General features: G+C 75.7%; 13 protein-coding genes. 5 read left to right on the plus strand and 8 right to left on the minus strand.

The window, feature by feature from the left end; translation table 11 throughout:
* Positions 1-32: 32 nt before the first annotated feature.
* From proC to FIC82_RS17415, 3 genes are all read right to left on the minus strand, one after another.
* Complete coding sequence (gene proC, locus FIC82_RS17405) at positions 33-911, minus strand: pyrroline-5-carboxylate reductase (protein ID WP_154799328.1); 879 nt, start codon at positions 909-911, stop codon at positions 33-35.
* Between the two features lie 148 nt (positions 912-1059).
* Complete coding sequence (locus tag FIC82_RS17410) at positions 1060-1797, minus strand: hypothetical protein (RefSeq protein ID WP_154799329.1); 738 nt, start codon at positions 1795-1797, stop codon at positions 1060-1062.
* 146 nt (positions 1798-1943) lie between these two features.
* Positions 1944-2468: a potassium channel family protein gene (locus FIC82_RS17415; protein ID WP_154799330.1), complete on the minus strand. Its 525-nt coding sequence runs from the start codon at positions 2466-2468 to the stop codon at positions 1944-1946.
* A 75-nt stretch (positions 2469-2543) separates the two neighbouring features.
* On the opposite strand from FIC82_RS17415, the gene FIC82_RS17420 reads away from it, so the two are divergent.
* A complete protein-coding gene (locus FIC82_RS17420) occupies positions 2544-4007 on the plus strand; it encodes a DNA repair protein RadA (protein WP_168732047.1) in 1464 nt (487 codons plus the stop codon).
* A gap of 42 nt (positions 4008-4049) precedes the next feature.
* On the opposite strand, the gene FIC82_RS17425 is transcribed toward FIC82_RS17420, so the two are convergent.
* Positions 4050-4718, minus strand: coding sequence for an NUDIX domain-containing protein (locus FIC82_RS17425; protein WP_168732048.1), 669 nt, complete (start codon positions 4716-4718; stop codon positions 4050-4052).
* The gene (locus tag FIC82_RS17430; protein WP_168732049.1) at positions 4715-5104 is read right to left on the minus strand and encodes a DUF4406 domain-containing protein; all 390 of its coding nucleotides are present in this window, start codon (positions 5102-5104) and stop codon (positions 4715-4717) included. The genes FIC82_RS17425 and FIC82_RS17430 overlap by 4 nt, the downstream gene beginning before the upstream one ends.
* Before the next feature lie 51 nt (positions 5105-5155).
* On the opposite strand from FIC82_RS17430, the gene FIC82_RS17435 reads away from it, so the two are divergent.
* Positions 5156-5908, plus strand: coding sequence for a DeoR/GlpR family DNA-binding transcription regulator (locus tag FIC82_RS17435; protein ID WP_154799331.1), 753 nt, complete (start codon positions 5156-5158; stop codon positions 5906-5908).
* Here the strand turns inward: FIC82_RS17435 and FIC82_RS17440 are convergent.
* Complete coding sequence (locus FIC82_RS17440; protein WP_253691249.1) at positions 5877-6872, minus strand: COX15/CtaA family protein; 996 nt, start codon at positions 6870-6872, stop codon at positions 5877-5879. The two genes, FIC82_RS17435 and FIC82_RS17440, sit on opposite strands and share 32 nt — an antisense overlap.
* Positions 6873-6886: 14 nt before the next feature.
* Positions 6887-7729, minus strand: coding sequence for an alpha/beta hydrolase (locus FIC82_RS17445; RefSeq protein WP_154799332.1), 843 nt, complete (start codon positions 7727-7729; stop codon positions 6887-6889).
* A gap of 63 nt (positions 7730-7792) precedes the next feature.
* On the opposite strand from FIC82_RS17445, the gene FIC82_RS17450 reads away from it, so the two are divergent.
* The 3 genes from FIC82_RS17450 to FIC82_RS17460 all read left to right on the plus strand — a co-directional run bounded on the left by FIC82_RS17450 (position 7793) and on the right by FIC82_RS17460 (position 10248).
* Positions 7793-8281 carry a MarR family winged helix-turn-helix transcriptional regulator gene (locus FIC82_RS17450; RefSeq protein ID WP_154799333.1) on the plus strand — a complete coding sequence of 163 codons (489 nt, stop codon included), beginning with the start codon at positions 7793-7795 and terminating at the stop codon, positions 8279-8281.
* 120 nt (positions 8282-8401) lie between these two features.
* A complete protein-coding gene (gene disA / locus FIC82_RS17455; RefSeq protein ID WP_168732050.1) occupies positions 8402-9487 on the plus strand; it encodes a DNA integrity scanning diadenylate cyclase DisA in 1086 nt (361 codons plus the stop codon).
* Between the two features lie 38 nt (positions 9488-9525).
* The gene (locus tag FIC82_RS17460) at positions 9526-10248 is read left to right on the plus strand and encodes a class I SAM-dependent methyltransferase (RefSeq protein WP_168732051.1); all 723 of its coding nucleotides are present in this window, start codon (positions 9526-9528) and stop codon (positions 10246-10248) included.
* 72 nt (positions 10249-10320) lie between these two features.
* Here FIC82_RS17460 and FIC82_RS17465 read toward each other — a convergent pair whose 3' ends face one another.
* A complete protein-coding gene (locus tag FIC82_RS17465; RefSeq protein WP_154799335.1) occupies positions 10321-11139 on the minus strand; it encodes a hypothetical protein in 819 nt (272 codons plus the stop codon).
* Between the last annotated feature and the right edge of the window lie 158 nt (positions 11140-11297).

The following is an 11297-nucleotide window of genomic DNA, read 5'->3' on the forward strand; positions in this document are numbered from 1 at the left end:
GGGCGGGCGCGTGCGCGGGGACGACGCGTCGCTCACCGCTCGTCCCCCGACCCCGGACGCGGGCCGGCCGCGAGCGCGGCGGCGAGCTCGACCGACCGGTCGCGCGCGGCCTCGGCCGCGTCGAGGAACGCCGCTCGCACGCCACCTGCGTCGAGGCGGCGCAGCGCGGCGACGGTCGTCCCGCCGGGTGAGGACACCTTCTCGCGGGCGATCGCGGGGTGCTCCCCCGTCTCGCGCAGCATCGTCGCCGCACCGTGCACGGTCGCGGTCGCGAGCTCGAGCGCCGTCGCACGGGTCAGGCCGAGCAGCACCCCCGCCTCGGCGAGCGCGTCGATCACGTAGAACACGTACGCCGGCCCCGACCCCGAGAGCGCCCCGACCGCGTCCTGGTCCTTCTCGGCGACGCGCACGACGAGACCCGTCGCGCCGAGCACCCGCTCGACGAGCGCGACGTCGTCGTCGGTCGCGGCAGCGCCGCCGCTCACGGCGCTGACCCCGGCCCCCACGACCGACGGCGTGTTCGGCATGACGCGCACGACGGCGGTGCCCGCGGGCAGTCGGTCCTCGTAGAACGTCGTCGGGAGCCCGACCACGACGCTCACGACCACCGTCCCGTCACCGAGCGCGTCGTGCACCTCGTCCAGCAGCGCGGCGACGTCCTTCGGCTTGACCGCGACGACGACGATCCCGGCGCCGCGGACGGCCGCCACGTTGTCCCGGGTCGTGCGGACGCCGTGCCGTGCGGTGAGCTCGTCGCCCCGTTCGGGCCGGCGGACGGTGGCGACGACGTCGTCGGGCCGCCAGCCGGAGGCGAGCGCTCCCGCGAGGACGGTCTCGCCCATGGTGCCCGTGCCGAGGACGGCGAGCGCGGGCACCTCGGCGGGCACGGGCGGGGTCGGCAGGTCGGTCATGGGCGATCAGCTCCCGGTGGTCGGTGAGGGCATTCTTGCGCACCCGGGGCGGCGCGAGGTCTCGGGACGTCCTCCCCGGACGCCCGGAGCGGTACGCCCGGCCACCCCGGCAGGGTCGCGGCCACCCCGGGCAGGCGGCCGGGCCCCGTCAGAGGGGGTACGCCTCGTACACGTCCGCGACGGCGTCGGCGGGCCCGGACGCCTGGAGGACGGCGGTCCCGTTGCGCCACGTGACGGTCGCCTGCCCGTCGGCGGCGGGCGAGACGGCGTACGTCCCGGCGACCTCCCCGCCGACCTCGACGTCGCCCGAGTCGGTGGGCTCGCCGGCGGCGGCCACGAGGTCGGCCGCCGCGGCCTCCGCCTCGGCGGTCGTCGGCCACTGCCCCGCGACCACGGTGACCGTCGTGGCGTCGGCACCCTCGCCGTCGGCGTACACGAGCTCGTACGCCTCGAGGGCGCGGGCCGCGGTCCACGCGTCCGTGGCCGAGTCGCTGCGCAGCACCAGGTCGAGCACCGTGTCCGGGAGCGCCAGGGCGAAGGCCGTCGTCCCGGTGCGGGCGGCGGGCTCGAGCGTGGGGGTGGGCGCGTCCGCCGTGACGGTGACCGTCGGCGCGGGGTCGGCCGCCGCGTCCGAGCGGGCGAAGCCGGGCCAGACCCAGGCGACGAGAGCGGCGACCAGGCCGACGACGAGGACCATGCCGACCAGCACGACGAGCCGCCGACGCCGGTACACGGCCGCCGACGACGGGCGGGAGTGGCGCCGGTCGCTCGCCCCGACGGCGTCCGCGGGGCGCCGCGGTGGGCCGGCCGGGGCCCCGGTCGATCCACGAGTGCGTGCCGGGGTGGCGGAACGTCCCGTCGTGCTCCCGCCGGGCGACTGGCTCATCGCGCCTACCTCCGCTGCTCGCTCTCCCGGGCCCCGGACCCTCCCGGACCGTGACCCCGCGGCCCAGCGTAGGACGCGCGGACGCCGGTCCCCTGCTCCCGGCACGGGGTGTCGGCGCGAGGCGTGCGGGTTTCACCTCCCGCGCGTCACGTCTCGTGCGCGTCGGCCACCCGCCGGTGGCGCTCCGCCCGGGCACGGGCACGCGACGTCGCGATCGAGACGAGCACGCCCACGACGACCAGGTCGAGCGCGATCTGCACCATGACCACGACCTTCGCGGCCTCACCGACCGGGTGGACGTCGCCGTAGCCGACCGTCCCGAGCGTCACGACGGCGAAGTACAGGGCGTCGGTCCTGTTCTCGATGCCCTCGAACTGGTCCGCCATGAGGTAGTAGGCGAGCGCGAAGAACGTGACCACGGGGAGCAGGAGTCCCATCACGGACTGCACCCGCACGCTCGGCGTCTCCCACGCACGGAGCTGGCGTCGCACCTGCAGCGCGAGCAGCGCGCACAGCAGCACGACCCCCGCCCCGAACACGACGACCTGGACGACCGGCTTGGCGTCGTCCGCGGGCAGGGGCACGCAGTAGTAGACGATGAGGCACGCGGTGACGGACGCCGCCGTGAGGACGAGGGTCCACCACGGGCTGTCGTGCGGGAGCCGGCTCATGCGCCCAGCATCCCGCCCGGGGGCGTTCTCGTCGCGGCAGGTGCTGGTGTCGGGGGTGGTGGCTAGGTTGGGCGGGTGACGTCGTCGACCACCGCGGCCCGCTCCGCGGCCACCAAGCGATCCCGCCCCGCCTACCGCTGCAGCGAGTGCGGCTGGACGACCGCCAAGTGGGTGGGCCGCTGCGGGGAGTGCCAGGAGTGGGGGACCGTCACGGAGGACGCCCCCGCGGCGTCCGGCCCGCGCACGGCGGCGGTCGCGCCGACCCGCTCCCCCGCCCGGCCGATCGGGGAGATCAGCGTCGAGGCCGCGCGCGCCACGCCCACCGGCGTCTCCGAGTTCGACCGCGTCCTCGGCGGCGGCATCGTCCCCGGTGCGGTCGTCCTGCTGGCCGGGGAGCCCGGCGTGGGGAAGTCGACGCTCCTGCTCGCCGTCGCGAGCAACGTCGCCGCGGGCGGCTCGGACCTGCCGACGGCCCGACCCCCCGGCGAGAGCCGGCCCGCCGAGGCGGCGCGCGCGACGCCGGCCCCGCGGCGCGTCCTGTACGTCACCGGCGAGGAGTCCGCGGGACAGGTACGGCTCCGCGCGGAGCGCGTCGGGGCGCTCGCCCCCGGGCTCCTCCTCGCGTCCGAGACGGACCTCGCGACCGTGCTCGGGCACATCGAGGCGACGGAGCCCGACCTGCTCGTCGTGGACTCCGTGCAGACGATCGCGTCCGCGCAGGTCGAGGGGGCACCCGGCGGCGTGAGCCAGGTGCGCGAGGTCGCGGCGTCGCTCATCGCCGCGGCGAAGGCCCGCGACCTCCCGGTGATCCTCGTCGGGCACGTGACCAAGGACGGCTCGGTCGCCGGGCCGCGCACGCTCGAGCACCTGGTCGACGTCGTGTGCCAGTTCGAGGGCGACCGGCACTCGCGCCTGCGCCTCGTCCGGGCGGTGAAGAACCGCTACGGGCCGACGGACGAGGTCGGGTGCTTCGACCTCACGGAGAACGGCATCGTGGGCCTCGCCGACCCGAGCGGGCTGTTCCTCTCGCACACCGGCGCCGGGTCGCCCGGCACGTGCGTCACCGTGACGCTCGAGGGGCGGCGCCCGCTCGCGCTCGAGATCCAGTCGCTCGTCGTGCCCTCCTCGCTGACCAACCCGCGCCGGACCACGAGCGGCGTGGACTCCAGCCGGCTCGCGATGATCCTCGCCGTCATGCACCGGCACGCGGGCGTGCGGCTCGTCGACCAGGACGTGTACGCGTCGACCGTGGGCGGCGCGAAGGTCACCGAGCCGGCCGCCGACCTCTCGATCGCGCTCGCCGTGCTCTCCGCGCGCGAGGACGAGGCGCTGCCCCAGGGCACCGTCGCGTTCGGCGAGGTCGGGCTCGCGGGCGACATCCGTCCCGTCACGGGCCTGGACCGCCGTCTGGCCGAGGCCGCGCGCCTCGGCTTCACGCGCGCCGTCGTGCCGCGGGGATCGTTCCCACGGCCCGTCGAGGGCATGACGATCCTCCCGGCGCGCCACCTCGGCGAGGCCGTCGAGCTCGCACGGACCTGACGACGCCGGCCGCGACCGGTCCCCGTGCGTCCTGGGCGTGGGTCATCCGCCCGGTCGTCGATCAGCGGCGAGCGCCCACCACTGCAGCAGCATGATGGTCTTGCCGTCGACGATGCGGCCGTCGGCGATCATCGCCAGGGCGTCGTCGAACGCGAGCTCGACGACCTCGATGTCCTCGCCCTCCGCCGCCACGCCTCCGCCCGTGCCCGTGCGGTCCCGCGAAGTGTAGGGCGCCGCGAAGAAGTGCACCTTCTCGGTGACGGATCCCGGGCTCATGTAGGCGGTGAAGACACGCGCGACCGGCCCGACGGTCACGCCCAGCTCCTCGGCGACCTCGCGCCGGATCGCGGTCTCGGGGTCGTCGTCGTCCAGCAGTCCGGCGGCGGTCTCGAGGAGCATGCCGTCCTCGTGGTCGTTGACGTACGCCGGGAACCGGAACTGCCGCGTGAGCAGGACGGTCGACCGCGCCGCGTCGTGGAGCAGGATCGTCGCCCCGTCCCCACGGTCGTACGTCTCGCGCTGGAGCGTCTGCCAGCACCCGTCCCGGCGCCGGAGGTCGAAGGTCGTGCGGCGCAGCACGTGCCACCCCTGCGACGTGAGCTCGACGTCACGGACGACGACGTCGGAGTTCCGTCGCAACGCGCGGCCGGCCCTGTCGAGGCCCGTCCGGCCGCGGTGGTCGGGGACGTCGACCCCGGGGACCCCGCTCACCGGGCGCTCGCTCGAGGTGTCTCGACGCGGCGGGGCAGCTCGGAGACGTCGTGGAAGACGGGGAGGCCACGGGCCGTGGCGATCGCGACGTCCTGGTCGGCCCCCGCCGACTCGCCAGGCAGGCGCAGCACGGCGTCGCAGTGCTCCAGGAGTCGCTCTGCTGTCGGGTACAGCACGTCGGCCGCGAGGTCGTCGTCGACCGTGGCGCCCGCCGAGCGCAGGACGGGGAGCGCGACCCACTCGCCGATCATGGGGACGTGCCCCGCTTCGAAGACGGGCCAGGCGGCCTCCTCGAGGCGGTGCAGGTTGGCCTCCATGGCGGCATGGTCGCCGGCGGTCCCCGAGCGGTACGGGCCGGCGATGAGGACGAGCAGAGGTCGGTTCATGCCTCTAGAATAGGCATAAACGTGCATCATCGAGAATCAACGAGGAGAACCATGCTGGCCGCCGAGAGACGAGACCTCCTGCTCGCGACCCTCCGCCGCGACGGCAAGATCGTCGCGAAGACCGCGGCGGCGGAGCTCGGGCTCTCGGAGGACAGCATCCGCCGGGACCTGCGCGAGCTGGCCGCCGAGGGGCTCTGCCAGCGCGTGTACGGCGGGGCGCTGCCGGTCTCGCCCGCGGTCGCCGACTACGCGGGACGCCGGCAGGTCGCCGTCGAGGGCAAGGAGCGGGTCGCGTCCGCCGCGGTCCGCCTGATCGACCCCGGGAGCACCGTCATCCTCGACGGCGGGACGACGGCCCTCGCCGTCGCGGCGGCACTGCCGCCGGACCTGCGGTGCACGGTGGTGACCCACAGCCCGACGGTCGCGACGGCGCTCGTCGAGCACCCGGTCGCCGACGTGATCGTCCTCGGCGGCAGGCTCTTCAAGCACTCGGCGGTGACCAGCGGGGCCGCGACGGTCGAGGCCGCCCAGCACGTGTCGGCCGACCTGTTCCTGCTCGGCGTCACCGGCATCCACCCGGACGCCGGGCTCACCACGGGCGACCCGGACGAGGCGGCGACGAAGCGGGCCCTCGCCGCGCGCGCGGCGGAGACGTACGTGCTGGGCTCGTCGGAGAAGGTCGGGGCCGCGTCGCCGTTCCGCGTGGTCGGGTTCGCCGACGTCGCCGGCGTCGTCACCGACGCCGACCCCGCGTCGGACGTCGTGCGCGCGCTCAGCGAACGGACCCGCGTGCTCCCCGCCTGACGCCCTCAGAACGTGCAGGAACGTGCAGGCTGCGAGCTGGCCCGTATCCCGCGACGCACAGGGCGACGACCGTCGTCGCGGCCGCGAGCAGCGTGGCGAGCACCATGTGGGCACCGACCGCCAGGACGGGCAGCCCGTGGCGCGCCTGGTAGAGGCCCAGCAGCACCTGGACGCCCTCCAGCGCGAGGAGCGCGAGGAGCCAGGCCCGGACCGGCATGCGCCGCGCCCACGCCACGACGGTGAGCGCGGCGGTGACGGCCACGAGCACGTAGCTCGGCCAGGCGTGCACGTGCTGCAGGAGCGTGGCGTCGAACCCGTTGCGGCCCGCCTGTGCGTCTCCCGAGTGCGGCCCCGCGCCCGTGGTGAGGACGCCGAGGAGGATCGTCACGACCGCCGTCGTCACGAGCACGACGGTCGCCACCCGGAACGCCGCGGGTGCGCGCCCGGACCCGCCGTCCGCGGGGACGACCCGGAGGCGGACGAGGAACGCCGCGCACACGCACGCGAGCGCGACCGAGGCGACGTAGTGGAACCCGACGACGAAGGGGTTGAGCCCCGTGAGCACGGTCACCCCGCCCACGAGCGCCTGGGCCACGACGCCCAGCACGACCGTGCCCGCGAGCAGCGCGAGGTCCCGGCGCTCGTGCCGCACCCGGACGACCAGGAGCAGCACGACCACGGCGGCGACGCCGACGACCCCCGCCAGCGTGCGGTTGCCGAACTCGATGAGCCCGTGGATGCCCATCTCCGGGGTGCTCACGAGCGAGTCGGCCGTGCACAGGGGCCACGTCGGGCAACCCAGGCCCGACGACGTCAGCCGGACGGCTCCGCCGGTCGCCACGAGGAGCACCTGGACGGCGAACGAGGCCCACGCCGCCACGACGACCCGTCGGTCAAGGCGGTCGGGCAGGCGTCGCCACCACCGCCGCAGCACGGGCTCCGCGCCGTCCGCCCGGTCGGCCACCCGCTGATCCACGCTCACCGGCCCACCGACCCCAGGAACGGCACGAGCGCCTCGGTGATGCGCTCCCGCGCGTCGTCGTCCGAGATCGAGGGGGTCCCGTCGCCCGGCTGCGCCCCGTAGTCGCCGAACTGGGCGTGCGTCGCGCCGTCGATGCGCACGCGCTCGGCGTCGGGTGGCAGGAGCGCCCGCGAGGACGTGATCGACTCTTCGTCGACGAGGCCGTCCTGCGTGCCCGTCACGGTGAGGGCAGCCAGGTCGGAGCGGCCGGAGAGGTCGCCGAGCGAGCAGTACGACGCGAGGAGGACGAGGGCGCGCACCTCCTCCGACGCGGCGTACGTGCACGCCCGGACGCCACCCATGCTGTGCCCACCGACGGCCCAGGCGTCGACCTCGGGGGCGAGCGCAGCGAACACCTCGAACGGTCGGCGCTCCAGCAGCGCGAGGTGGAGGAACGGCTCGACGAGGACGACCGTCGTGCCCTGCGCGGCGACCTCCCGGAACGTCGCCGCGTACGCCTGCGGCTCGACCTTGGCCCCCGCGAGGAACACGAGGCCGCTGCCGTCCCCCTCCCCCGCGGGCCGGAGCACGACGACGTCGCCGCGGTCGTCGAGGCGGACGCGCGGGTCCTCCTGCACGGCGGCGAGACCCGCCGGCTCGGCGGGGAAGGTGTCGTCGGCCCACACGAGGAAGGCGGCGACCGCGACGACGAGCAGGCCGAGCAGCGCGAGCGCGACCGTCACGAGCACGCAGCGCACCCGGGACCGCCGGGGTCCGGGTCGCGTGGCGGCGGGACGGTCCGGCGGAGCGGCGCCGTCGTCGGGAGCGTGCTGCGCCGGGGGCGCGAGCGGGGAGGACATCGGGCGGCTCCGGGAAGAGTAGATGGTACGGCTACCGTAGCATTCCGGGAGTAGGCTATTTTGATGAGCCAGCACCCCGACGCCGGGCCGGCGCTGTCGGTCCACCTGCTCCGGGACCTCCAGGACGCGATCGGCGAGGCCACCTCCGCCCTGGCGCACCGGCTGCGGATGAGCGCCACGGACGCCGCCGCGCTCGAGCACGTCGCGCTGGCGGACGAGGCGCTGGGGCCCGGGGAGCTCGGCGCACGGCTCGCCGTCACCCGCTCGTCCGCCACCGAGGTCGTGGACCGGCTCGCGCGCGCCGGGCACGTCGAGCGCGTCCGGGACGAGGCGGACCGGCGCCGGTACCGCCTCGAGCCCACCGCGACCGCCCGGTCGCGCGTCCGCGCCGAGCTCGACCCGCTCCGACGTTCCCTGGACTCCGCCGCCGACGGCTTCTCGCCCGCGCAGCAGCAGGTGATCGCCACGTACCTGCGCGCGGTGACCTCCGCCTACCGCTCCTACGCGGCCACGCCGGACGACGCCCCGGGGTCCCCCCGCTCCCGCCGGTGACCTCCGGACGGCGTGGGCGGGAAGGCGCCCGTCCGCTTCGAGACCGGATCGTGACCGGATCGTGGCCCGCTGCCGCGGGTCCACCGGGGTGGAAAGGGGCTCACAGCGTAGGATTCCTCCGTGGCCAACTCCCCCGCGCACCCCGACGAGATGCTCCGGGAGACCCTTGCTGCCGTGGCACCCGGGACCGAGCTCCGTGACGGTCTGGAACGCATCTTGCGCGGCCGGACCGGAGCGCTGATCGTCCTGGGCCTGGACAAGGTCGTCGAGGAGATGTGCTCGGGCGGCTTCGTGCTCGACGTCGGCTTCTCCGCGACGCGGCTGCGCGAGCTGTCGAAGATGGACGGCGCGGTCGTGCTGGACCGCGACGCGAACCGCATCCTGCGCGCGGCCGTCCAGCTCCTGCCGGACCCGACCATCGAGACGACGGAGTCCGGGACGCGGCACCGCACCGCGGAGCGCGTCGCCAAGCAGAGCGGCTTCCCCGTCATCTCGGTGAGCCAGTCGATGCGGATCGTCGCCCTCTACGTCGGCGGCCAGCGTCACGTGCTCGAGGACTCCGACACGATCCTGTCGCGCGCCAACCAGGCGCTCGCGACGCTCGAGCGCTACCGCTCGCGACTCGACGAGGTGTCCGGCACGCTGTCCGCGCTCGAGATCGAGGACCTCGTCACCGTGCGCGACGTCTGCGCCGTCGTGCAGCGCCTGGAGATGGTCGCGCGCATCTCCGAGGAGATCGCGGGGTACGTCATCGAGCTCGGCACCGACGGCCGCCTCCTCGCGCTCCAGCTCGACGAGCTCATCGGCGGCATCGGCTCGGACCGTGAGTTCGTCATCCGCGACTACGTCGACCTGGGTCGCAAGGACCGCTCCCTCGCCGAGGTCCAGAAGGCCCTGGGCGGCCTGGACTCGACCCAGCTCCTCGACCTCGGCCAGATCGGCCGTGTGCTCGACCTCCCGGGCGGCGGCGACGCGCTCGACGCCGCGGTCGCGCCGCACGGGTACCGCCTCCTGTCGAAGGTGCCGCGCCTGCCCGCGACGATCATCGACCGGCTCGTCGCGCACTTCGGCGGGTTGCAGAAGCTCCTCGCCGCGAGCATCGACGACCTCATGACGGTCGACGGGGTCGGCGAGCAGCGTGCCCGCGCGGTGCGTGAGGGCCTCTCGCGCCTCGCGGAGTCGAGCATCCTCGAGCGCTACGTCTGACCCGACCGTCCGACCGGCGCACCGCGCGGAGGGGGACCGTGGACCACGTCGACGAGTGGTCGGCACTGGCCGACGCCTGGGCGCGCTGGTGGGCGCCCGCCGCGGAACCGGCACAGCGGGCGATCCTCGACGCCGCGAGCGTCGGGCCCGGCTCCCGCGTGCTCGACGTCGGGTGCGGCACCGGCGAGCTCGTCGCCCTGGCCCTCTCCCGCGGCGCGGACGCGGCAGGCTGCGACGCCGCGGCCGGGATGATCGACGTCGCGCGCCGGGTCGGCCCCGACGCGGACCTGCGCGTCGCCCAGGCCGAGCACCTCCCCTGGCCCGACGACGCGTTCGACCTCGTCACGCTCGTCAACGCGCTCGCGTTCACCGACGTCGCCAGGACCCTGAGCGAGGCCCGACGCGTCGCCGGCCTGGTCGCCGTCGCGACGTGGGCTGAGGACTCCCGCAACGACCTCACCGTGCTCGAGCGGGCCGTCGCCGGCGAGGACCACGAGCCGAGCGACGAGAGCCGCGAGGAGGGGCACCTCGGCATGCTCCTCACCGAGCACGGCTTCACCGTCGTCACGGAAGGGGTGGCGGACGCACCGATGCGGCTCGCCGACGCGGACGAGGTCGTCGCCGCGATCATGTTCGGCGAGTCGGACGACCTGCGCACCGAGCTCCGCCCCGACGTCCTCGCCGCCGCACGGCCCTTCCGCCGCTCCGACGGCTCCTACCTCCTCCGCAACGCCTTCCGCTGGGCCCTCGCCCGGCGCTGATCGCCCGACAGCCGGCGGGGAGCGCGAGCGTCGGCGGGCCCCGACGGCGGCACCGCCGCCGCCCAGGGGGCGTCACGCACCGCCGGCGCCGGCATCGGCCGCTGGGGCGGTCCCCTGCGCAGGGGCCGTGCCCTCCGCGGGAGGGGTCTCGCCCTCGGCGGGAGGGGTCTCGCCCTCCGCCGGCGGCGACCCGTCCGGTGCGCTGTCCGTCGGCGTCTCCGTCGGCTCGGGCGACGGCGGGGGCGGCGCCAGCAGGGTGAAGGTGACGGGCTCGCTCGTCGCGCCGTCGACCCCGGCGACGCTCACGACCGCCGTGTACGTGCCGGGACCGACCTCCGGCTGGTCGGGAGCGCAGCCCTCGACCGAGCGGCGGCGGTCCCAGCGGACCAGCCGGGACGGGTCCTCGTCGCCGGTGCTCATGAGCAGCAGGCGGTCCGTCGTGCCGCAGTGCGCGGACGACCAGACGAGCTCGTCGCCCGCGTAGACGAGCACCTGGCGCCCCGCGTCCGACCCGTCGACGAGGCAGGGCCGGCCGCCCGACTGCCGGAGCGTGACGTCGAGCTGGACGGCGCGGCCGGGCTCGTACTCCGTGGCGCTCGCCGTCACGCCGAGCTCGAGGGACGCGGCGGTGCAGTCCAGCGGCGGTCCCACGGCCTCGGGCGTCGGGGGCGCCGACCTGCCCTCCTGCGCCTGCTCGTCGCCCGTGAGGAGGGGCTGCACCGCGCGCACGACGACCTGCCCGAGCAGGACGAGCCCGACCACCAGACCGACGAGCAGCGCGAGCGCGACGAGCCGACGGCGCAGCAGCGCCCCGCGCGTGGGACGGCTGCCGGGCCCGGGTCGCGGGCCGGCGCTCGGCCTCGGGGAGCGGTCGGTCCGCGGCGTGCTCACGGGGTCCTCCGTCGTGCAGGTGCTGGTCCCGACCACGGTATCGGCGACCGGCGCCCCTCCCGGTCCGCCGCGCCGACGACCGGCCGACAACGGACCGACGACGGTCCGACGACGCGCAGGGTCGGGGCAGAATGTGTCCTGCCCCGACCCTGACGTCC

It is taken from the genome of Cellulosimicrobium protaetiae, from assembly GCF_009708005.2.
Classification (GTDB): Bacteria; Actinomycetota; Actinomycetes; order Actinomycetales; family Cellulomonadaceae; genus Cellulosimicrobium; species Cellulosimicrobium protaetiae.

Bases quoted from the DNA above. Each gene is read 5' to 3' on its own strand.
- proC (WP_154799328.1), bottom strand. From the start codon at position 911: ATGACCGACCTGCCGACCCCGCCCGTGCCCGCCGAGGTGCCCGCGCTC.
- FIC82_RS17410 (WP_154799329.1), bottom strand. From the start codon at position 1,797: ATGAGCCAGTCGCCCGGCGGGAGCACGACGGGACGTTCCGCCACCCCG.
- FIC82_RS17415 (WP_154799330.1), bottom strand. From the start codon at position 2,468: ATGAGCCGGCTCCCGCACGACAGCCCGTGGTGGACCCTCGTCCTCACG.
- FIC82_RS17430 (WP_168732049.1), bottom strand. From the start codon at position 5,104: ATGAACCGACCTCTGCTCGTCCTCATCGCCGGCCCGTACCGCTCGGGG.
- FIC82_RS17435 (WP_154799331.1), top strand. From the start codon at position 5,156: ATGCTGGCCGCCGAGAGACGAGACCTCCTGCTCGCGACCCTCCGCCGC.
- FIC82_RS17445 (WP_154799332.1), bottom strand. From the start codon at position 7,729: ATGTCCTCCCCGCTCGCGCCCCCGGCGCAGCACGCTCCCGACGACGGC.
- FIC82_RS17450 (WP_154799333.1), top strand. From the start codon at position 7,793: ATGAGCCAGCACCCCGACGCCGGGCCGGCGCTGTCGGTCCACCTGCTC.